This is a genomic window from Paucibacter sp. PLA-PC-4 (assembly GCF_026241155.1).
Classification (GTDB): Bacteria; Pseudomonadota; Gammaproteobacteria; order Burkholderiales; family Burkholderiaceae_C; genus Roseateles_E.
This window is the reverse complement of sequence record NZ_JAPFGP010000006.1, coordinates 33,053-53,583: the sequence shown is the minus strand read 5'-3', so window position 1 is coordinate 53,583 and position 20,531 is coordinate 33,053. Positions and strand designations below refer to the sequence as shown.

26 protein-coding genes are annotated in these 20,531 nt (G+C 66.5%); 11 read left to right on the top strand and 15 right to left on the bottom strand.

Translation table 11 applies throughout. From position 1 onward, the window contains the following. Positions 1–71: 71 nt before the first annotated feature. A complete protein-coding gene (locus OOZ63_RS10815; RefSeq protein ID WP_266005478.1) occupies positions 72–845 on the top strand; it encodes a substrate-binding periplasmic protein in 774 nt (257 codons plus the stop codon). Here the strand turns inward: OOZ63_RS10815 and OOZ63_RS10810 are convergent. Next, complete coding sequence (locus tag OOZ63_RS10810) at positions 824–1,744, bottom strand: LysR substrate-binding domain-containing protein (protein ID WP_266005477.1); 921 nt, start codon at positions 1,742–1,744, stop codon at positions 824–826. The two genes, OOZ63_RS10815 and OOZ63_RS10810, sit on opposite strands and share 22 nt — an antisense overlap. A 143-nt stretch (positions 1,745–1,887) precedes the next feature. On the opposite strand from OOZ63_RS10810, the gene OOZ63_RS10805 reads away from it, so the two are divergent. From OOZ63_RS10805 to OOZ63_RS10775, 7 genes are all read left to right on the top strand, one after another. After that, the gene (locus tag OOZ63_RS10805; protein ID WP_266005476.1) at positions 1,888–2,313 is read left to right on the top strand and encodes a DoxX family protein; all 426 of its coding nucleotides are present in this window, start codon (positions 1,888–1,890) and stop codon (positions 2,311–2,313) included. Then, entirely contained in the window at positions 2,310–2,621 is a 312-nt protein-coding gene (locus OOZ63_RS10800) for a hypothetical protein (RefSeq protein ID WP_266005475.1), read from the top strand. Before OOZ63_RS10805 ends, OOZ63_RS10800 begins: the two co-directional genes overlap by 4 nt. Positions 2,622–2,762: 141 nt before the next feature. Further along, positions 2,763–3,818, top strand: a complete 1,056-nt coding sequence (locus OOZ63_RS10795; protein WP_266005474.1) for a S41 family peptidase — start codon at positions 2,763–2,765, stop codon at positions 3,816–3,818. Positions 3,819–4,057: 239 nt separating this feature from the next. Next, positions 4,058–4,297, top strand: coding sequence for a hypothetical protein (locus OOZ63_RS10790; RefSeq protein ID WP_266005473.1), 240 nt, complete (start codon positions 4,058–4,060; stop codon positions 4,295–4,297). Between the two features lie 95 nt (positions 4,298–4,392). After that, positions 4,393–5,442 carry a tRNA preQ1(34) S-adenosylmethionine ribosyltransferase-isomerase QueA gene (gene queA, locus OOZ63_RS10785; RefSeq protein ID WP_266005472.1) on the top strand — a complete coding sequence of 350 codons (1,050 nt, stop codon included), beginning with the start codon at positions 4,393–4,395 and terminating at the stop codon, positions 5,440–5,442. A gap of 36 nt (positions 5,443–5,478) precedes the next feature. Then, complete coding sequence (locus OOZ63_RS10780) at positions 5,479–6,423, top strand: RNA polymerase sigma-70 factor (RefSeq protein WP_266005471.1); 945 nt, start codon at positions 5,479–5,481, stop codon at positions 6,421–6,423. Between the two features lie 66 nt (positions 6,424–6,489). After that, positions 6,490–6,975: a carboxymuconolactone decarboxylase family protein gene (locus OOZ63_RS10775; protein ID WP_266005470.1), complete on the top strand. Its 486-nt coding sequence runs from the start codon at positions 6,490–6,492 to the stop codon at positions 6,973–6,975. A gap of 37 nt (positions 6,976–7,012) precedes the next feature. Here OOZ63_RS10775 and OOZ63_RS10770 read toward each other — a convergent pair whose 3' ends face one another. From OOZ63_RS10770 to OOZ63_RS10740, 7 genes are all read right to left on the bottom strand, one after another. Beyond that, on the bottom strand, positions 7,013–7,588 hold the full coding sequence (locus tag OOZ63_RS10770) for a YdeI/OmpD-associated family protein (RefSeq protein ID WP_266005469.1): 576 nt from the start codon (positions 7,586–7,588) through the stop codon (positions 7,013–7,015). A 1-nt stretch (position 7,589) separates the two neighbouring features. Then, complete coding sequence (locus OOZ63_RS10765; protein WP_266005468.1) at positions 7,590–8,084, bottom strand: DUF1579 domain-containing protein; 495 nt, start codon at positions 8,082–8,084, stop codon at positions 7,590–7,592. A gap of 69 nt (positions 8,085–8,153) precedes the next feature. Next, entirely contained in the window at positions 8,154–8,840 is a 687-nt protein-coding gene (locus tag OOZ63_RS10760) for a dihydrofolate reductase family protein (RefSeq protein ID WP_266005466.1), read from the bottom strand. A gap of 90 nt (positions 8,841–8,930) precedes the next feature. Next, the gene (locus OOZ63_RS10755) at positions 8,931–9,710 is read right to left on the bottom strand and encodes a sigma factor-like helix-turn-helix DNA-binding protein (RefSeq protein ID WP_266005746.1); all 780 of its coding nucleotides are present in this window, start codon (positions 9,708–9,710) and stop codon (positions 8,931–8,933) included. Between the two features lie 271 nt (positions 9,711–9,981). Beyond that, positions 9,982–10,155 (bottom strand): hypothetical protein, encoded by a 174-nt coding sequence (locus OOZ63_RS10750; RefSeq protein WP_266005465.1) that lies wholly within the window; start codon positions 10,153–10,155, stop codon positions 9,982–9,984. A gap of 71 nt (positions 10,156–10,226) precedes the next feature. Continuing rightward, positions 10,227–10,442: a hypothetical protein gene (locus tag OOZ63_RS10745; RefSeq protein ID WP_266005464.1), complete on the bottom strand. Its 216-nt coding sequence runs from the start codon at positions 10,440–10,442 to the stop codon at positions 10,227–10,229. A gap of 89 nt (positions 10,443–10,531) precedes the next feature. After that, positions 10,532–10,894, bottom strand: a complete 363-nt coding sequence (locus OOZ63_RS10740) for a low molecular weight protein tyrosine phosphatase family protein (protein ID WP_266005461.1) — start codon at positions 10,892–10,894, stop codon at positions 10,532–10,534. Positions 10,895–11,027: 133 nt separating this feature from the next. Between OOZ63_RS10740 and OOZ63_RS10735 the strand changes: the two genes are divergently transcribed. Then, entirely contained in the window at positions 11,028–12,170 is a 1,143-nt protein-coding gene (locus tag OOZ63_RS10735; RefSeq protein ID WP_266005459.1) for a hypothetical protein, read from the top strand. 147 nt (positions 12,171–12,317) lie between these two features. Here OOZ63_RS10735 and OOZ63_RS10730 read toward each other — a convergent pair whose 3' ends face one another. The 4 genes from OOZ63_RS10730 to OOZ63_RS10715 all read right to left on the bottom strand — a co-directional run bounded on the left by OOZ63_RS10730 (position 12,318) and on the right by OOZ63_RS10715 (position 15,601). After that, positions 12,318–12,737, bottom strand: coding sequence for an excalibur calcium-binding domain-containing protein (locus OOZ63_RS10730; protein ID WP_266005458.1), 420 nt, complete (start codon positions 12,735–12,737; stop codon positions 12,318–12,320). Between the two features lie 149 nt (positions 12,738–12,886). Then, on the bottom strand, positions 12,887–14,230 hold the full coding sequence (gene argG, locus OOZ63_RS10725) for an argininosuccinate synthase (RefSeq protein WP_266005457.1): 1,344 nt from the start codon (positions 14,228–14,230) through the stop codon (positions 12,887–12,889). A 36-nt stretch (positions 14,231–14,266) separates the two neighbouring features. Next, complete coding sequence (locus OOZ63_RS10720) at positions 14,267–14,875, bottom strand: IMPACT family protein (protein WP_266005455.1); 609 nt, start codon at positions 14,873–14,875, stop codon at positions 14,267–14,269. A gap of 81 nt (positions 14,876–14,956) precedes the next feature. Further along, positions 14,957–15,601: a PEP-CTERM sorting domain-containing protein gene (locus OOZ63_RS10715; protein ID WP_266005454.1), complete on the bottom strand. Its 645-nt coding sequence runs from the start codon at positions 15,599–15,601 to the stop codon at positions 14,957–14,959. Between the two features lie 166 nt (positions 15,602–15,767). Between OOZ63_RS10715 and tgt the strand changes: the two genes are divergently transcribed. Both tgt and OOZ63_RS10705 read left to right on the top strand, forming a co-directional pair. Further along, complete coding sequence (gene tgt, locus OOZ63_RS10710; RefSeq protein WP_266005453.1) at positions 15,768–16,895, top strand: tRNA guanosine(34) transglycosylase Tgt; 1,128 nt, start codon at positions 15,768–15,770, stop codon at positions 16,893–16,895. A gap of 22 nt (positions 16,896–16,917) precedes the next feature. After that, on the top strand, positions 16,918–17,412 hold the full coding sequence (locus OOZ63_RS10705) for a hypothetical protein (RefSeq protein ID WP_266005452.1): 495 nt from the start codon (positions 16,918–16,920) through the stop codon (positions 17,410–17,412). Here OOZ63_RS10705 and OOZ63_RS10700 read toward each other — a convergent pair. From OOZ63_RS10700 to OOZ63_RS10690, 3 genes are read right to left on the bottom strand one after another with little or no spacing between them, the layout of a single operon-like run. Further along, positions 17,377–19,290, bottom strand: coding sequence for an MFS transporter (locus OOZ63_RS10700; protein ID WP_266005451.1), 1,914 nt, complete (start codon positions 19,288–19,290; stop codon positions 17,377–17,379). The two genes, OOZ63_RS10705 and OOZ63_RS10700, sit on opposite strands and share 36 nt — an antisense overlap. A 25-nt stretch (positions 19,291–19,315) precedes the next feature. Next, complete coding sequence (locus tag OOZ63_RS10695; RefSeq protein WP_266005449.1) at positions 19,316–20,125, bottom strand: DUF2145 domain-containing protein; 810 nt, start codon at positions 20,123–20,125, stop codon at positions 19,316–19,318. Beyond that, complete coding sequence (locus OOZ63_RS10690) at positions 20,122–20,526, bottom strand: hypothetical protein (protein WP_266005447.1); 405 nt, start codon at positions 20,524–20,526, stop codon at positions 20,122–20,124. Before OOZ63_RS10690 ends, OOZ63_RS10695 begins: the two co-directional genes overlap by 4 nt. Positions 20,527–20,531: the final 5 nt, after the last annotated feature.

The following is a 20,531-nucleotide window of genomic DNA, read 5'->3' as shown; positions in this document are numbered from 1 at the left end:
TGTGCCGTGCTGACCGCAAGGCTTCATCAACTTCCGCTACGCTTGTTCCAGCAATCGTTGGGGATCTTGTGATGAGTAGTTCGCGTCGCGACGGCCTGCGGCAGATCGCGGCGCTGGCACTGACGGGCGGTGCGGCGCTGCTGCCGCCTGCAGCACGCAGTGCGCCACCGCCTGCCCGCCTGGTGGCCACCGAGTTTCCGCCGTACACCTCGGCTACCCTGCCCGGGGGCGGCATCGCCTGCGCGATCACCCGCGCGGCGCTGGAGCGCTCGGGCTGGACTATGAGCCTGGCGTTCCGGCCCTGGGCGCGAGCGCTGTCGGAGTTTCGCCAGGGGCTGCACGACGGCGTGATCGGCACTTGGCACAGCGCCGAGCGGGCCGCCACGATGAGCTTCCCGCGCGACCTGGGCCTGATCAACCGGATCGGCTTCATGGCACGCGCTGGCAGCGGCCTGAAGGTCGACGACCTGTCCCAATTGGCCGGTCTGCGTATCGGCACGGTGCTGGGCTATGCCAATCCCGAGCGTTTCGAGCGCGCGCGGCTGATGGTGGACCCGGCCGTCGACGACCTGGCCAATCTGCGCAAGCTGCTGGCCGGCCGGGTCGAGCTGGCGCTGATCGACAAGGGCGTGGCCTTCCACCTGCTGGACACTGAGCTGCGCGAGCAGGCCGCCCGCCTAGTCTGGCTGGAGCCGGCGCTCAGCGAAGTACCGCTGTACACGGTGTTCGCCAAGGGCCGGAGGGAGACCGAGCGCATGGCGGCGGCCTTCGATACCGGCCTGGCTCAGCTGCAGAGCGTCGGCCGCATCGCCGAGCTTTTGCGTCAGGGCGCGCGCTGGCAGTGAGACGCCGCGTCGCTGGCATCGCGTAGCAGCGCATCGCGCACCCAGGCCACGGCCTCGTCCGGTTCGTCCTTGCACATCAGGAAGTAGGGGTGGGGCGCGTCCAGGGCTGGGCCGGGGATGGGCACCAAGCTGCCCTGCCGCAGCGCGTCGCTGCACAGGTAGTCCGGCAGCAGCGCCACGCCCGCGCCCAGCATGCAGGCTGTGGCCGCCAGATGGCCGAGATTGAAGCGCAGGCCGGGCAGCGTGGCAGGCACCGCGACGCCAGCCTGCTCGAACCACTCGGCAAAGCCCGGTGAGGGCCAGCCCCGGTCTTCGGCGCTGAGGTGCAGCAGCGGCAGTGCCGCGACATCGGCCGGCCGCAGGTCCTGGGCGCGGCCGATCAGCGACGGGGCCGCGTAGGCGCGAAACGGGCCGGTCAGCAGCGGCAGCTGGCTGTGGCCGGGCAGATCGTCGCGCCGGAAGTAGATGCCGATATCGGCGTTCATGCCGCCGCTGGCGCGGTGCAGCGCGGCGATCAGGCGGATCTCGAGTTCGGGGCGCTGGCGGCTCAGCGCTGCCACGCGGGGCGTGAGCCACATGGCGGCGATGCTGAACTGGGTGCGAATCCTGACCACCGGCCGCTGCTGATGATCGCGCACCGCGCAGCTGGTGCTGACCAGGCGCTCGAAGGCGTCGCGGATGCGCAGCGCGTAGTCGCTGCCGGCGGCCGTCAGCAGCACGCCATTGGCGCTGCGCCGGAACAGCGGCAGGCCCAGCCAATGCTCCAGCTGCTTGATCTGGTGGCTGACCGCGGCGGGCGTGACATGCAGCTCGCTGGCCGCGCGGGCGAAGCTCATATGCCGGGCGGCGGCCTCGAAGGCGCGCAGCGCCGGCAGCGGGGGGAGGCGTTGTGGGTTCATAGCTCGGTGCTCGATCACTGGCGGCCAGGCCAAATGAAATTAAGCCTGAGCATCAAGAAGTTCCGTTTGCTCCCGTGAGACGCTGTTTGAGATGATGCCAAAGCTGTAACACAGACATAGCACCAGTATCCCATCGCCACCTCATGCCCCAGCTTCCGCTCCGTCACGAACAACGCCAGGCCCTGGCCTGGACCCTGCTGCGCTTCACGCTGGCGGGGCTGATCGCGGCGCATGGGCTGGCCCGGGCCTGGTTCGGCGCGGTCCAGCCCTTCGGCCTCTGGCTGCAGGGGCAGGGCTGGTCGGGCGGCATGGCGCTTGCCATAGGCATCACCGGTCTGGAGATCGTCGGCCCCGTGCTGCTGGTGCTGGGCCGCTGGGTGCCGCCGCTGTGCCTGGTGTTGGCCGGCCTCTATGCCATGGGTATTGCACTGGTGCATGCCCAGGCGGGCTGGTTCGTCGTGGGCCTGGGTCGCAACGGTTCGGAGTACTCGGTGCTGCTGATCGTCTGCCTGCTCGCGCTCGCCTTGCAGCATCCACCCTCATCAAGCAGGAAGTCTCCGAACCCATGAAACCAACACGCCTCGCACGCTCACTGACACTCGCCGTCGGCGCCGCCCTTTTGCTGCTGCAGATGGCCGGCTGCTCAACGGTCGCCGGCAGTACCAATATGCTCAGCGACGAACGCGTCATCGCCGAATCGGCCGGCACCCTGGGCCTGGCACCGGCCGATCTGAAGCTGCAGTCGCGCAGCACCTCGGGCACCAACACCTATGCCATCCTGCGCGGCCGCGATGGCAAGGAATACAGCTGCACCATCAACGGCGGCAACCTGCTGTCCTTCGGCATGACCAATCCGCCGGCCTGCCAGCGCAAATAGCCGGCGCAGCGGCTTCATCGATCCATCGCCGCCCCACGCTGGGCTGACGCCCTCCGGGTAGCCCCCGATGGGCAAGGGTGTCGGCAGCCGCTGAAATCGCGGCCACAACAACGGTTCGACACCGTGCTCGGGGAGGCTCTCATGTGGACGATGACGAAGGTCGGGGCGCGTGCCCGCTCGCTCGCAACTGGCCACCGCTGGCTGGCCCTTGTCGCTGCGCTGCTGAGCGCCTGCGGCGGCGGTGGCGGCGGTGGCGGCGGATCACCGGACCCTGCCGTGCCGGATGGCGCGCGGGCCGCCGAGTTGCGGCGCGTTGTCGACACAATGCTGACCCAGATGGAGAACGAGGCCTTGCACCGGGCGCGCATCGACTGGCCGAGTCTGCGCGCTGCGGCCCTGCAGCGCCTGGGCAGTGAGCCGGGCGCGGGGCAGGCCGAGGCGGCGATGAGCGAGGCCCTGTCGCGGCTGCTGGAGCCGCACAGCCACGTCATCCGTCCTGGTGGCGGCATGCTGGTCGGGCGTCCGCCTGGCTGGCAGCGCCCGGTCTGTGCCGAGGCCGGGAGCGGCCGGCCGGCCTTGCCGGCGGACATCGGCTATGTCCGGGTGGGCGCCATCTCCGGCAGCGGGCAGCCGGCGCTGGACGCGGCGCTTGGCATCCAGCGTCAGATCGCCGAGCAGGACCGACCCGGGCTGGCGGGCTGGATCGTCGATTTGCGGGCCAATGGCGGCGGCAATATGTACCCGATGCTTGCCGGCCTGGGGCCGCTGCTCGGCGAGGGTGTGGCCGGTTACTTCGTCGCGCCGGATGGTGGCCGGGTCGCCTGGAGCTACGCCGCTGGCGTCGCCAGAGTCGGGAGTTCGGCCTTGCTCACCGTGCCCCAGCCCTACCAGATGCGTCAACCTGGTCCCCGGGTGGCGGTGCTGAGCGACTGCCGCAATGGCAGCAGCGGCGAGGCCACCTTGATCTCCTTCATCGGTCGGCCGGGGCCGACCCGGCTGTTTGGCACGCCCTCGTATGGCGTCTCGACGGCGGTCAGGGGCAGCGAGATCGGCCTGGGCTACTCGCTGGGCCTGGCGGTCAGCAATATGGCGGACCGGCTGGGTCGTGCCTATGGCGAACGGGTACCGGTAGACGAGCAGATCGACCACCCGGCGCTGGTGGTCGAGCGTGCCGTGCAGTGGCTGCGCGAATCTTGAGGGCGGCGGCGCTGTACGGGCTCATATTGCAGTGCACAAAAATGGCTGCTCCGTGCTGCCACTGCGAGCGCTTTGCGTCAAGCCGGTGCGCAAAAGCGTGCCGTCGTGGCTGTTTCGGCCCTGATTCACGGGGGTGACCGGCTTGGCATGAGATATGCACTCCGCTATCGGTAGAAACCATCTGTTTGTTCTACCGGGAGGTATCTATGCGAGCTTTGGCAGTTCGGAAACTGATCGTCATGGCAGTCCTCACGATGGCCGGTGGAGCCTGGGCGGCGGCCGGGGATTCGGCCATGGTGTCCATCACGGGACTCGAATCCCCGCAGTCCTTCACGGCGCAGAGCCGCGTTGACAACAACAAGGCCGGCGCGCAGTCCGCCTCCGAGGCCCGGGCTGAGCAGGAGTCGCCGAACTATGCGCTGGCGCTGGCCGGCCTGGGGGCGGTGGGCTTTTTGCTGGGGCGTCGCCGGGGCCAGTAAGACGCTGCCCCGGGGCAGTTCAGGGAGTTGGCGGCCATGTGACAATCTGGCCCCCAGCGTTTGGCACGGGTCTGTCCGGCCCTCAACCCTCCCTTATGTCCACTCCCGCCCGCTACACGGTCGCCGACTTTGATTTCGAGCTGCCGCCCGAGCTGATCGCCCAGCATCCTGCCACCGAGCGCAGCGCCTCGCGCCTGCTCGACGGCCGCGCGGCGACCCCGGTGGACCGCGTGTTCCGCGAGTTGCCCGATCTGCTGAACCCCGGCGATCTGCTGGTGTTCAATAACACCAAGGTGATCAAGGCGCGGCTCTATGGTGCCAAGTCCAGCGGCGGCGCGGTGGAAGCCTTGGTGGAGCGTGTACTGCCGGGCACGCGCGAAGTCTGGGCCCATCTGCGCGCCAGCAAAAGCCCCAAGCCCGGCGCCATCGTGCGCTTTGCCGAGGCCTTCGATGCCGAGGTGCTGGGCCGTTGTGGGCCGGACAACGGCTTGTTCCACCTGCGCCTGTCTGGCGATCCCTTCGAGCTGCTGGAGCAGCATGGCCATGTGCCGCTGCCGCCCTATATCGAGCATGGCGACAGCGCCGACGATGTACGCCGCTACCAGACCGTCTTCGCCAAGGAGCCCGGTGCGGTGGCTGCGCCGACCGCCGCCCTGCACTTCGATGAAGCCCTGCTCGCGCGGCTGGCCGAGCGCGGCGTCGCCACCGCACACGTGACCTTGCATGTGGGCGCCGGCACTTTCCAACCGGTGCGAGTCGACAATCTGGCCGAGCACAAGATGCACAGCGAATGGTTCCAGGTCCTGCCCGAGACGGTGGCGGCGATAGCGCGCTGCAAGGCCGCCGGTGGTCGGGTGGTCGCGGTGGGCACGACCACTCTGCGGGCGCTGGAGTCGGCGGCCATGGGCGGCGTATTGCAGGCGGGTGCGCGCGAGACCGAGATTTTCATCACGCCGGGCTTCGAGTTCCGCGTGGTCGACCGCCTGGTGACCAACTTCCACCTGCCCAAGAGCACCTTGATGATGCTGGTCTCTGCCTTTGCCGGCTACGAGTCCATCATGGCGCTGTATCGCCATGCCATTGCGCAGAGGTATCGCTTTTTTAGTTATGGCGACGCGATGATGCTGGACAGGCAAAGAGGCTGATGTCACAAACCGGCCGCGCCCAACGTCTTCACTGCCATGGACGATGCCACCCGCCTCTTTGACCGCTTACGCCCCAGGCTGCAGGGAATTGCCTACCGGATGCTGGGCTCGGTGGCCGACGCCGAGGAATTGGTGCAGGACGTCTGGCTGCGCTGGCACGAAACAGACACGGCGGGCCTGGCCAATGCGGAGGCCTGGCTAGTCACCGTGACGACCCGTCTGGCCATCGACAGGCTGCGCAGCGCCAAAGCCCAGCGGGCCCATTACATCGGTTTCTGGCTACCTGAGCCTCGGCTCGATCTGGACGAACTATCGCCGAGAGCGCCGCAGCAAAACGCACCCGCGACGCCGGAAGCCTTGCTGGAGCGGGCCGACGACATCTCGGTGGCCTTCCTGGCCCTGCTGGAGCGGCTCGGTCCCGAGGCGCGGGCGGCATTTCTGCTGCGTGAGGTCTTCGATGCCGACTACGCCGAGCTGGCACAGACCTTGGGCAAGAGCGAGTCTGCCTGCCGCCAGATCGTCTCGCGCGCCAAGGCACAGCTCAAGGACGGGCGGCCGCGACACCGGGTCTCGTCGGACCAGCACTACCGGCTGCTGGCCGGCTTTGCGCAGGCCGCACGCAAAGGCGATTTCGCCGCGCTGCAAGCCCTGCTGGCCGAGGACGCCGAGCTGATCAGCGATGGTGGCGGCATCGTGCCCAGCTTCGGCAAGGTCCTGGCCGGCGCGTCGCGCGTGGCGCGGCTGTACTTCGCGATCTGGCGCCGCAGCGAGCGCGGCGAGGCGGTGCAGCAGCTGGAACTGGTGCGCTTGAACGGCGAATGGGGCCTGCTGCGCTTCATCGACGGACGGTTGGAATCGGCCCAGAGCCTGCAGACCGATGGGCTGCGCATCACCCGTATCCACACCCAGCGCAATCCGCAAAAGTTGTGCCGCCTGGCCGAAGCCTGGGCTGTCACAAAAGCAAGGGCTGTCTCGTCTTGAGGGGTGAGCGCGGTAAGTGCTCTGTCTGCTGCCGCAGCCATCCCCTCAACCAAGGAGCTCTTCATCATGTCGCAACAACAACGCCTCAACTACGCCCAGCAGGCCCCCGAGCTGTTCAAGAAATATGTCGAGTTCAGCATGGCCCTCAAGAAGGGCACGCTGGACGTTGCGCTGCACGATCTGGTCACCCTGCGCGCCTCCCAACTCAATGGCTGCGCCTTCTGCGTGGACATGCATGTCAAGGAAGCCACCCTGCATGGCGAGCGCGCGTTGCGCATGCATCATGTGGCCGTGTGGCACGAGTCGCCGCTGTTCTCGCCGCGCGAGCGCGCCGCGCTGGCCTGGGTGGAGATGGTCACCAAGCTGCCGTCGCAAGGCGTGTCGGAGACCGACTTTCAGGCGGTGCGCGAGCACTTCAGCGAGCCGGAGCTGGCCGAGCTGAGCTTTGCCATCGTCGCCATCAACGGCTGGAACCGACTGGCCATCGGTTTCGCGGCCGTGCCCGGCTCGCAGGACAGGGCCTTTGGGTTGGACAAAGCCGGGCTGGTCTGAGCGGGCCGGAGACCGGTTGCGGGTTATTCTGACTGGCTCACCAGCCAAGTTGTTCGCCGCGCTCGCAAGCCGCGATCAACTTGGCAAGGCGGGCCGCGCGGGTTGGGTCCCTCTTGGCGCTGCAGACCCAGTGCAGCAGCCGCTTGCGATAGCTTGGCGGCGTCTTGCCCTCGAAGAAGTCCCAGGCTGCCGCGGCGCTGCGGAACTCGCGCAGCTCCTCGGCTCGCAGTTCGGCGGCCTCGGCCTGCTCGTGCGAGTAGATGGCCGATCGCTCGGCACTGCGCAGCGCAAAGGCCGCCAGCCCGGTAGGTTTCATGCGGCCCTCGGCCTGCAGCTTTGCGACCTTGTCGATATTGACCTGGCTCCAGATCGAGCCGGGCCGGCGTGGCGTGAAGCGGATCTGGTAGCGTGCGTCGTCGATGCGCTTGCGAACCCCGTCGATCCAGCCGAAGCACAACGCCTCGTCAACCGACTCGGGCCAGCGCAGGCCGGCCGCGCCACTGCCGACCTTATGAAAGCCCACCACCAGTTCGGTAGCGGTCTCGGCATGGGCTTCCAGCCAGGCTCGCCAGGCCAACGCATCGCGGAAGAACTGCGGGGCGGCGGTGCTCATCTCAGGCAGTGTCGTCGAGGGCGGGGCTGAAGTCCATGGTCCAGTTGGTTTCCCAGGTCTGGCCTGCATCAGCCGAGAAGGCCTGCTCCCAGCGCGGCAGACCCAAGGCCGGCACCGACCAGGTGAAGCGCACCCGGATCGGCCGCCCATCGAGCTCGTCGTCGGCGAAGAAACTGCCGACTCCCTCGGCGAAGCGGCCGACCACCGGCACATCCAGCCCGTGGGGTCGGCGCCCATCCAGCCACCATATCGCCCATTGCCCACTGACGGGATCGAAAGATCGCAAGGCTGCGGCCCGGTACTCGCCCTCCGGCAAGTGCAGCAGGTTGTCCTCGACATTGCCGAAGCCGTCGAGGATTTTCCGCGTGCTGGAGCTGCCACTGAACTCCTGCCACTCATTGCAGCCGGCCAGGCGCTCTCTCAGACGGCGGTGGCGAACGGTCCAGTGGCCGATGATGAAGTCGAAATCGGCGGGGGCGGTGCGGGGCTGACTCATGTTCGAAGGCCTGCTGAGTTGGGAGCCGCAGTTTGCATGCGGCTACGGACAGCGTTGTGGCAGCATGCCTTAGGCCCAGCCGCGCCGCGCTGGTGTGCAGGTGTAGCGCAGGCGCATGGTGTCCGAGTCATCGGGCCGGCGCGCGTCGAGCAGGCGCAGTGGCGCGGGCAAGCCCTTGCGCAAGGCCGGCAATCCAGCGCCCAGCACCACCGGGCCGATCAGCAGGTTCAGCTCGTCGACCAGGCCCTCAGCCAGCAAATCGCTGGCCAACAGCGGGCTGCCGTAGATCAGCAGATCGCGCGCTGCGCTGGCTTTGACGGCCTGGATGCGCGCATGCGCCTCGGCGCGCCGCACGATTTCAGCCTCCTGCCAGGGCTTGGTATCCGCCGGTGCCAGCCGGTCGCTGACGACTAGCTTGCCCATTGGCGCAATGAGTCGGGCAATTTCGCGCACCGACGGCGATAGCTCGGGGTCCGGCGGGTTCTCAAGTCGCTCGCCGGACCACTCCCCAGAGCGACTTGCTCCCCCTGCGGGGTCGACCACGTACTCGCGGGCGCAGGGCTCGCCAATCAGTGGCCAGAAGTCGCGGAACAGCGCGAAGGTGGTTGCGCCGAACAGCTGCGTGCCCGCATGGCGCATCAGTTCGAGGTTGTGGGCGTCGAAGGCCGCATCCATGGGCAGGTCGTCGAGGAGGCCACCGGGGCCGGCGCAGTAGCCGTCTAGGGAGCACATGGTGCTGATGATGAGCTTGCCCATGAAAGGTCTTTCCTTCTCCAAGGAGGATGAGCCACGGCCCCGAGGGATTCGGGACGAGTCACTCCTTGAGAGACAAGCTATCGGCCGAACTCATCGGTCATGCTCAAAAGAAAGTTCGGCGGCCAGGCCGAAGTGCCGCTGCAGCGCCGGGTCCAGAAAGCTGTGCAGGCCCGAGATAAGGCCGCCGCGTAGATTCAGCAGGATCCCGCCAAGGCGGAAGTGACCGTCGCCTGCCGACACCATGTAGCAGGCGTAGCCCGGCTGGCCGTTCGCGCGCAGCGGGAGCAAGCGCCATGGCGTCTCGAACACCCGCTCGGCCAGAAAGCGCTTCACGAAATGCCGGCCACCGAACCAGGCCGGCAGGGGCGGCATCGTGAAGCGCACATCCTCGGTCAGCAAGGCTACCAGCCCGTCCACATGTCTGGCCTCCCTGGCCTGCATGAAGGCCGCGAGCAGGCGGTTCAGATCCTCTGTGCCCAGCGCCAGCTGCTCGGCCGCCTGAGACACCGCCGGCAGTCGCTGCCGCAGCGATTTCTGCGCACGCTGCAGGGCGCTGTTCACCGAGGCGACGCTGCTGCCCAGCATCGCGGCCGTCTCGGCCGCCGAGTACTCCAGCACTTCGCGCAGCAGCAGCACAGCGCGCTGGGTTGCAGGCAGGTGCTGCAGCGCGGCGACAAAGGCGAGCGCGACCTGCTCGCGCCGCTGCAGCCGCGGCGCGGGGTCAGCGTGATCCGTTCCCTCTTGCTCCTCATCCAGCAGCGGCTCCAGCCAGACCGGTCCGAGCACCATCTCGCCCAGCTCTGCGGTCGACTCGAACGGCCTGCCGTACTCGGGCGATGTGAGGCGACGCCGGCGCTGTTGGGAAAGCAGGCGCAGGCAAGCGTGGGTGGCGATCTGGTACAGCCAGGTGCCCAGCGCGCGCGGCCCTCGAACGAGGCCAGCCCGCGCCAGGCGGCAAGCAGGGTGTCCTGCAGCGCATCGTCCGCATCATGGGGCGAGCCCAGCATGCGGTAGCAATGAGTGTGGATGCGCCGCCGGTGCGAAGCGATCAGTGCGTCGAACGCGCCGGCATCGCCACTGCGCGCCTGTGCGAGCAGTTCTTCTGGCGCGGCGGGCTCAGGTGGCGGGCACATGCCGGCTCTCAGTCGTCGATACGGCAGTCGACCGGCTGCCCGGCCTGGAAGTGCACCTTCCAGACGGCCTCGCTGTCACCGGTCGTGAAGGTGATGGTGTAGACATCCTCGGCCAGGTGGTGGCTGTAGGACTCCAAGCCCTGGACCCGAAAGGCCTGCGGGTCGGCGAGCCAGGCATCCATGTCCATGTTCTTGCACAGATAGTCCTAGGCCAGCGGCGCCAGATCCCAGAACTCCCGCTATGGCGGCCGCGTCAGACCGAGCATCGCTGCGGCCGGGTACTTCCCTGCCGAGCCGGCGCCGATATAGAGGCGCGCCGTTCGGCCGGCTTCGGCCCCTGCGCGATCTCGCCCACCCAGCCCTCGGCGTCCTCGTCCCAGCGCAGCAGGCCCAGCGTTGGATCAAGCAGCGGCGCCAGCGCCACTTCGGCGGGCCGGTGCCCAAACAAGCGATTCAGCAAACCCGTCATGCTCGTCGTCCTCCTTGCGACGGACAGTATGGCCACCCGCAGCATGGCAGGGAATCACCCTTTGGGGTTGTTGCATCGAGGAGTCGGAGTCAGGTCTTGAGCCGGGACTCTGGGATCGAGCTGCTGTTCTGAGGCAGGAAGCTCCCGACCTTGGCCTGCAGCAGCTTTATCAGCGCCGGGTCCATGAAGCGGTAGTTGTCAGGAATGTTCAGGCAAACCACGCGCTTGTCGCGTAGCCAGGGACTGAACTCGGTGGACAGCTTGGTCTTGTGCTGGCGCTCCATCACAAAGATCAGGTCCGCCCACTCCACGAGTTCCGGCGTCAGCGGATTGTCGGCACCATGGTTCAGACCGGCCGACACACACTCGATGCCCGGATACTCGGCAAAGATCTGTTCGGCAGTGGGGCTGCGCCAGCGGTTGAGGCTGCAGAGGAAGAGGATGCGTTGCAAGGTGGTCGGACTTTAACGGGCAGGCGTGAAGTCACGTGCCCGCCGGCGCTGCAGCTGCTTCGCGGGGGAGCTCGTATTCTTTCGACCGTGCCCATGATTTCCTGTCAACATCGAGGTCTATTGAGTGCAAACGATGAAGCAGTGGCAGATCGCCAGCCTTGGCCGGCTCCTTCAAGCGCTGTTGTTCAGCGCGCTCCTGTCCGCATTCCTCAGCGCTTGCGGCAACGACAGCCTTGCAAGGAAACCTGAAGCAGACCGGATGGAGTCTGAGCTATTCGACCATGCGGCCATTCATGTGGTGGGCCGTGTCAAGCAGCATCGTGATGCGGTCGAATACAGTTGGGCGGGAGTGTATTTTGAAGGGCATTTCTCCGGGTCAGCGATTGGCCTCAAGTTTGCCGACAGCAGCAGTCATTTCAATATTGAAATCGACGGCCAGCACAGAGAAGTGATCTCTGAGCCTGGCAACCGGACCGTCTGGGTGCAGGACCTTGGCCCAGGCGAGCATCGAATCAAGGTGTTCAAGCGAAATGAGTCCACCCACGCCAGCGGACGCTTTCGCGGCTTCGAGGTTCGGCCTGGCGACGAGTTGCTACCCGCTCCCCAACCCCTTGCGAAGCAGATGGTCTTTGTTGGAGACTCACTGACGCTTGGCTATGGCAACTCAGCGACCAAAAGAGATTGCTCCGATGCGGAGGTGTCCGCCTCGACCAATAGTGCCTTGTCCTTTGCCGCCTTGACCGCAAAGCACTATGACGCCGAACTCCATCTCAATGCCTACTCCGGTCTTGGCATGGTGAGGAACTATGGAGACCGGTTCCCGGGCACTCATTACAGGACCTATGCCAACAGGATCATCCTCCACGATCCCGAAAGTGCGTGGGTGAAGCCCGGACACTGGAATCCGAGCGTTGTGGTGGTGACGCTCGGGGGGGCCGACTTTGCATCCATCGATGAAAGCAAGCTATGGAATGTGAAGACGCTGGCGCCGATATTCGAAGAGGCCTACGTTGATTTTCTGACTGAACTCAGAGGGCAGTATGGCAGCCATGCCTTGTTCGTTCTCGGCGTTCCCGAGACCGGCAACCACCGTTTGAAGAACAGCATGCGCGAAGTCATTGCCCGTCACAAGCTGGCGGGATATCCACGAATCGACGGCTTTGGTATTGAAATGGCGACCCTCGATCTACACGGCTGTCATTGGCATGCCTCCCTGCAGGATCACCGGGCAATTTCCAAGTTGCTGATCAAGGTCATTGACCGCTGGCGCTCGTAAGAACTGAATCCGTTGGGCGGCCCGCTGGGATCCCATCGCAAGTGTCGGTGGTGCGGTAGGGGGCGCGGTCCAATCGTGACGGTAGGCAGGTCTGCAAATCACAGAGGCTAGCGCTGCCTGGGAAATGGGGAGCTGAGCCTCGCTTGCTCAGCGGCATACATCAAGCTCGCAGGGGCTGCCGTCGTTGTCGCCGTCCATCTTCACGCCAGGGCAATGGGCCAAAAAGTATTTGGCTTCGGCGCAGGACTTCATCTGCGAGCAATGTTGCCGGCCGTCGCATCGGAAGCCGGTGAGAGCGGCTGGCGGCGTGGGTGTGCTGGTGCTCGTGGTAGGCGGCGGCGTGCTCGCCTTTGTTGTAACCGCGGCGCGGCGTTGCTTCTCCAGGGCATTGAGTTCGTCCACCGTCGGGGGCCTGCGCGCCTGGCCTGTGGGGCAAGGTCCTTGCTGGTAGGTGACCTGGCCGTCAATCACGCACTTGTTGGCTGGAGCGGCCAGGCAATGGCTGGTGGCCTGTAGCAGCAAGGCCATTGTCGCGACCAGGCGGGCAAGGTGGGTGAGATGATGCATGGTCTGTGGGCCCGACGGCGTGAATGTTGCCTGCATTGTGCTCAGTATGCCGACAAGCACACCAGGCCAGGCCTGGACTTGCCGGCACCTCAAAAGCAAACGGCCGCCCGAAGGCGGCCGTCGTTCATCCTAGGGGCGGGACCTGAAACTCAGTCCTTCCCGCTCCCCGTCAGCAGCTTCACGCTGCCTTCGCTCTGGCTGCCCAGCAGCCCGGTCGCGCTGTAAATGCCCAGCTTCTGGCGGGTGTCGATGATGTCCAGATTGCGCATCGTCAGCTGGCCAATGCGGTCGGCCGGGGTGAAGGCGGCGTCTTCGACTTTTTCCATCGACAGACGCTCCGGCGCATAGGTCAGGTTGGGGCTGACTGTGTCCATGATGCTGTAGTCGTTGCCGCGGCGTAGCTCCAACGTCACCTCGCCGGTGATCGCGCGGGCGACCCAGCGCTGGGCGGTTTCGCGCAGCATCAGGCATTGCGGGTCGAACCAGCGACCTTGATACAGCAGACGGCCCAGCTTCATGCCGTTCATGCGGTACTGCTCGATGGTGTCCTCGTTGTGGATGCCAGTCACCAGACGCTCGTAGGCGATGTGCAGCAGGGCCATGCCGGGGGCTTCGTAGATGCCGCGGCTCTTCGCCTCGATGATGCGGTTCTCGATCTGGTCGCACATGCCCAGGCCGTGGCGGCCTCCGATCACGTTCGCTTCGGCGAACAGCTCCACCGCGTTGGCAAAGGTCCGGCCGTTCAGCGCGACAGGCACGCCTTCCTCGAAGCGCACGCTCACGGTCTCGGGTTTGACGAGCACGTCCTCGCGCCAGAAGGCCACGCCCATGATGGGCTTGACGATGTTCATGCCGGCGTTCAGGAACTCCAGGTCCTTGGCCTCATGGGTGGCGCCCAGCATGTTCGAGTCGGTCGAATAGGCCTTCTCGACGCTCATCTTGTAGTCGAAGCCGTGGGCGATCAGGTACTCGCTCATCTCCTTGCGGCCGCCCAGCTCATCGATGAAGGTCTGGTCCAGCCAGGGCTTGTAGATCTTCAGCGCCGGGTTGGCCAGCAGGCCGTAGCGGTAGAAGCGCTCGATGTCGTTGCCCTTGTAGGTCGAGCCGTCGCCCCAGATGTTGACGCCGTCATCTCGCATTGCCACCACCAGCGCAGTGCCGGTCACGGCGCGGCCCAGCGGGGTGGTGTTGAAGTAGGTGGCGCCGCCGCTCTTGATGTGGAAGGCACCGCACTGGATGGCAGCGATACCCTCGGCCACCAGCTGCGCGCGGCAGTCGATCAGGCGGGCGATCTCGGCGCCATAGGCCAGGGCCTTGCGCGGGATCTCGTCGTAGTCGCTTTCGTCGGGCTGGCCCAGATTGGCCGTGTAGGCGCAGGGCACGGCACCCTTGCCGCGCATCCAGTGCACTGCGGCGCTGGTGTCCAGGCCTCCGGAGAAGGCGATACCGACGCGGTCGCCGGCGGGGATCTTTTGCAGGATGGTAGCGGACACGATCAGACTTCTCGCGCTTAAGGAGGAGCCGGTATTCTAGGTGGCCGAGACCTCGCCCTCGGGCGCCAGCCAGCCGATGCGGCCCTGGCCCGATTCGCCCAGCCGCGCGACCAGCGCAGTCGCCGCATCCTCGGCCAGGCTGAACTGCAGTTCCACCTGGCTGCCATGTCGCATCTCCAGCAGCTGCGCACCGGCGGCCTCCAGCTCGCGGCGCAGCAGGCCTTCCATCGCATAGGGCAGGGTGCAGCGCAGCGTCTTGAGCTTGAGCAGTGGCACTTTTTCGGCCTTCAGCAGGGCCTGGGCGACGGTATCGGTATAGGCCCGCAGCAGGCCGCCGGCGCCCAGCTTGACGCCGCCCCAGTAGCGCACCACGGTGGCCAACACGCCGTCCAGGTCTTGATGGCGCAGCACCTCTAGCATGGGCCGCCCGGCGGTGCCGCCGGGCTCGCCGTCGTCATGGGCGGCACTCTGCCCGCCGGCCAGCAGGGCCCAGCACACGTGAACGGCGCCCGGGTGCTGTGCGCGAAGCGCCGCCACCCGCGCCAGCGCCGCAGTGCGATCCGCACAGGGTTCGACGCAGCCGATGAAGCGGCTTTTCTTGATCAACAGGTCGCTGTGGACCGCGACGGCGAGGCTGTGGGGCATGGTGGGCAGGAGTATTGTCGCCGCCCGCCCGGCGCTGCCGGGCCGCGGCCGACCCGGCGTCTCACAGCGGCGCCCCGGCGATCAGGCCCGGCGTCGGCTCAGGGCGCCGGCCAGGGCCAGGCCACCGATCACCAGGGCCAGGCTGCCTGGCTCTGGGACGGACTGGCGAGGTTCATCGATCACCAGATTGTCGATCACGAACTGCGTGCCCAGGCCGGGCGACGTTTGCGCGAAGGTCACGCGCGCGAGGTCCTGCCAATTGAACTCGATCAGCAAGGGGCCGGTGTTGTTCAGCGTGAAGGTCATGCTGTAGGCCGGATCGGCCGCATCCCCGACGTAGCCCAGCGCTGTGACCTGCTGGGTGATCCAGGCGCTGGTGAAATAGCCGCTGTTGAGATCGAAGCCGCTGTCGCGGCTGATCCCGATGGGCTGGCCCTGGGCCGCGTAGGCCACATAGTCGCCGGACACGTTGCCTCTGGCGTAACCGGAGTCCGGAATGCCAGAAGCCTTTACATACGAGAAGTGCTCGGACCACTTCAAGCCCGCGTACCCGTCGGAAACGCGGGCGTATTGTCCGTTTGCCAGCGCGGGCAGGTCGTCGAAGGTGACCAGCGCCGCCACGGCTTGACCGGCCGGCGCAAATAGAGCCAGGGCAAGCGCCGAAGCACCTAAGACATGGCGGGCGGCAGCCCGGGCAGGCTTGGCAGTAGTTGCGAATCGAGACATGACGGTTCCTCCCATGGTTGTTCGTCGGCGTCGAGGCCGACGAATCGGGCGCTACTATCTCGCGGCCTCAATGGCAGGAACACCGCCCGAATGCGGGTGTAGGCTCCGGTGTGGGCGCATAGCGAATCGGTGTTGTCGCGGGCAGCCTGCGACAATCGGGCCCATCATGCTGAAGTTCGACCTGCTCAAGACCGAAGGCCGCGCCCGCCGCGGCACGCTCACCCTCAACCATGGTGTGGTGCAAACCCCCATCTTCATGCCGGTGGGCACCTATGGCACGGTGAAGGGCGTGATGCCGCGCTCGCTCGACGAGATGGGCGCGCAGATCATCCTCGGCAACACCTTCCATCTGTGGATGCGGCCGGGCCTGGACATCATGAAGCAGTTCGGCGGCCTGCATCAGTTCGAGAGCTGGCACAAGCCCATCCTGACCGACAGCGGCGGCTTCCAGGTCTGGAGCCTGGGCGAGATGCGCAAGATCAGCGAGGAGGGCGTCAAGTTCGCTTCTCCCGTCAACGGCGACAAGCTGTTCCTGACGCCCGAGATCTCGATGCAGATCCAGACGATTCTGAACAGTGACATCGTGATGCAGTTCGACGAGTGCACGCCCTACGAGAGCAAGGGGCACATCACCACCGAGCTGGAGGCCCGCAAGAGCATGGAGATGAGCTTGCGCTGGGCCAAGCGCTGCCAGGACGAGTTCGCCAAACTAGAGAACCCGAACGCGCTGTTCGGCATCGTGCAGGGCGGCATGTTCGAGGGCCTGCGCGACGAATCGCTGGCCGGTCTGGCCGCGCTGGATCTGCCGGGCTATGCGATCGGCGGCCTCAGCGTCGGTGAGCCCAAGGCCGATATGCAGCGCGTGCTGGCCCATATCGGCCACCAGCTGCCCGCCCAGAAGCCGCGCTATTTGATGGGCGTGGGCACGCCCGAGGATCTGGTCGAGGGCGTCAGCCAGGGCATCGATATGTTCGACTGCGTGATGCCCACGCGCAATGCTCGCAACGGCCATCTGTTCACCCGCTTCGGCGACCTGCGCCTGCGCAACGCCCGCTACAAGACCGACGAACGCCCCGTTGATGAGACCTGCAGCTGCTACTGCTGCGCCAATTTCAGCCGCGCCTACTTGCATCACCTGGACCGTTGCGGCGAGATGCTGGGCCCGATGCTGACCAGCGTGCACAACCTGCACTACTACCTGAATCTGATGAAGGAAGTCCGCGAGTCGCTGGACGCAGGCAACTTCGCCGGCTTCCAGAAGAAATTCGCCGAGGACCGCGCGCGCGGGGTGTGAGACCGACGCCGACGCCGGGGCCATGTTCATCAAGGCCTTGATTGCGCCGCTGCGCTGGCTTGTCCGGCTGCTGCTGGCCCTGGCCATCCTGTTCGAGGAATGGGGCTGGGCACCGCTGCTGCGCGCGATGGCGGCGCTGGGCCGGCTGCCGCTGCTGCAGCAGATCGAGGCGGGCATCGCGCGTCTGCGGCCTTATCCCGCCTTGCTGGTTTTTCTGCTGCCCAGTCTGCTGCTGATCCCGGTCAAGCTCGTGGCGCTGTGGCTGATCGGGCGCGGCGAGGCGCTGCTGGGTCTGGCGGTGATCGTCGTGGCCAAGCTGCTGGGCACTGCGGTGCTGGCCCGGCTGTTTCATCTGACCGAGCCGGCGCTACAAAGCCTGCCCTGGTTCGCGCGGCTGTATGCGCGCTGGACGGCCTGGAAAGGGGGGCTGCTGGCCTGGGTGCGTGCCAGCCCGGTCTGGCGCTCGGCGCGGGCCTTCAAGCTACGCTTGCGCCGAATCTGGCGTGCGGGGACCTAGCAGCGCTCCGACCCGCTCACGCAGCCCTTCGGGGCTGACCTCGCGCGCCGCCAGTGGCGTGCCGGCCACCAGGCCGACCCGGCTGTAAAAGCCGCGCCGGAAGGGGCGCACCATGGCTTCGCCCTGCTCGACCCGCGAGAAGAAGGAGCCCCACAGGTTTTGCAGCGCCAGTGGCACCACCGGGACGTCGCGGCCCTCCAGGATCTTCATCACGCCGCCCTTGAAAGGCTGCAGGCTACCGTCGCGGGTGATGCCGCCCTCGGGGAAGATGCACAGCAGCTCGCCGTCGTCCAGCACCGCGCGAGCTTGCTCGAAAGCCTGCTCGTAGGTGGCCGGGTCGTCCTTCTGCGGCGCTACGGGAATGGCCTTGGCCAGGCGGAACAGCCAGCCGAGTATCGGGATGCGGAAGATGCGGTGGTCCATCAGGAAGCGGATCGGGCGCGGGCTGGCAGCCATCAGCAGCACCGCATCGACAAAGCTCACATGGTTGCAGACCAAGAGCGCGGCACCCTGGGTCGGTATGTGCTCGTCGCCACTGATCTTGAAGCGGTAGATCAGGCGCGAGGCGATGAAGGCGACGAATCGCAGCAGGTACTCGGGCACCAGCATGAAAATGTAGAAGGCCACCACCGCATTGGCCAGGCCGACGGCCAGGAACAGCTCGGGGATGGTCAGAGCGGCACCCAGCAGCGCGCCGGCCAGCAGCGAGCTGGCGATCATGAACAGCGCGTTGAGGATGTTGTTGGCCGCGATGATCCGGGCGCGGTGCGTGGGCTGCGCGCGCAGCTGTATCAGCGCATACATCGGCACGCTGTAAAGCCCGGCGAACAGTGCCAGCAGGCACAGGTCGGCCAGCACGCGCCAGTGTGCGGCCTGGGCCATGAACTCGCCCAGGCTCAGCGCCGCAGCCACCGGCGGCAGGCCGCGCGAGGCGAAGTACAGATCAATCGCGAACACGCTCATGCCGATCGCGCCCAGCGGTACCAGGCCGATCTCGACATGGCGGCGCGAAAGCAGCTCGCACAGCAGTGAGCCAGTACCGATGCCCACCGAAAACACGACCAGCAGCAGCGACGCGACCTGCTCATTGCCATGCAGCACCTCCTTGGCGAATGCCGGAAAGTTGGCCAGGAAGACCGCGCCGAAGAACCACATCCACGAGATGCCCAGCAGCGAGCGGAACACCGCCAGCTGCCCGTGTGCCAGGCGCAGATTGCGCCAGGTCTCACTGACCGGGTTCCAGTTGACCACCAGGTCCGGGTCGGTGGCCGGGCAGGGCGGGATGGCCTGCGCCGTCAGCCGGCCCAGCAGAGCCAGCGCGAAGCAGGCGATGGCCACATGCTGCGCGCCAACCTCGGGTGTGGCGATCAACAAGCCCCCGGCCACATTGCCTAGCAGGATGGCCACAAATGTGCCCATCTCCACCATGCCGTTGCCACCGGTCAGCTCGCGTTCATTGAGCTGCTGAGGCAGATAGGCATACTTGACCGGGCCAAACAGCGTGGAGTGCAGACCCAGCAGGAAGACGCAGGCCAGCAGCACGGGCACCTGGCTGGCGAAAAACCCCCAGGCGGCCAGCGCCATGATGGCGATCTCTAGCGTCTTGATGAAACGGATCAGCCGCGTCTTGTCATGCTTGTCGGCCAACTGGCCGCTGGTGGCCGAGAACAGCACAAAGGGCAGGATGAAGAGCGCGCCGATGACGAGCCCGGCCTGGGCCGGCGGCAGCCAACTGAGCTGCAACTGGTAGGTGACCAGGACGGTGAAGGCGAACTTGAACAGATTGTCGTTGGCCGCGCCGAGGAACTGGGTCCAGAAAAACGGCGCGAAGCGGCGCTGCGCCAATAGGGCGAACTGACCGCCATGGGGTTCCGACATGCTGCGCCTCCTCCGGTTCTTTTCGTCACTGTTTGACCAGCTCGGCCGGCTCGCCCAGGCCCGCGCGGGGCAGCCAGGCAAACATCGAATCGGCCGTGATGGTTTCGATGCGCCCGGCAAAACGCTGGGCGCTCGGATGATCGTCGAACTCTACATTGGCCATGCTCACCCGCGCGCCCAGCCGGGTCGCGGTGGACAGGCGCAGCAGCCCGGGCTGGTAGGCCTTGCCGCGCAGCCAGGCCTGGGCTTGGGCCCGGGTGCTGGCCCCGTCGGCCGCCAGTGCCAGCGTCTCCAGCACCCATTGATTGCTTTGTTGGTATTTGTCGCCCCAGGCGTAGGAGACCATGCTGTAGCGCGGTTCGTGCAAGCGCAGCAGGCGGGCGCTGTTTCGCACATCACTGCGCAGCAGCGGCAACAGTGCCGATTGCAGCGCCGGGCTCAACCGGGCATAGGCGGCGTCGTAGCGATGCGGCCGGTCCAGGAAGAACTCGCCCAGGCCCTGGCGGAACAGATCGGCGCGGGGTGTGCCGCAGTGATTGAGCTTGTGCAGCACGCGCCAGACCGGCTGCGAACCCGTCGCATCGCCGTTGTTGTCACGGTAGGCGAAACCCAGATGCGACCACAGCAACCCGTGCTTGCTGAGGTCCTGGCCTGCTCGCGCCAGCAGCACGACCTGGGCGCCGCTGGCCTCCAGTTGGCGGGCCGTGGCCTCGGCCAGGTTCATGCCGCGCTCGATTTGTTGCACGCTCAGGGGCTTGTCCTCGCAGGGACGGCCGGCCTGGGCGGCGCCCGCAGCGAGAGCCAGCAGCAGGCAGGCGACGGTCTTGCTATTCATCGTGTCAGCTGCTCGTTGTGCAGCAGGGCCGTGCCGATGGCGTTGGGTACGAAGGCGATCGCCTCGCCGGCGGCCGACAGCACATAGCCGCTGCCGATCACCGTGATGACCACGGCCGTGCCCAGCACCGCGCTGGCCTGGCCGGCGAAGCGAACACTGGCGCGGGCCCCGTCCGAGGCACGCTCCAGCACCCAGACCGAGCCCTGGGCTGTTGCTTCCACCGCCACCACCGTCAGCGCAACGCCAGCCGACAGCAGCATCACCGGTGCGGCCACCGAGACCGCCACCGGCAGCATCGACAGCGCGCTGGCCTGCGAGGCGGTGGACTGGGCCTGGGCGCCGGGCGCTTGCAGCAGCATCAGGCTCAGCAACAGCGAGGGGATGTAGAGCTTGCTTTTCATCATGA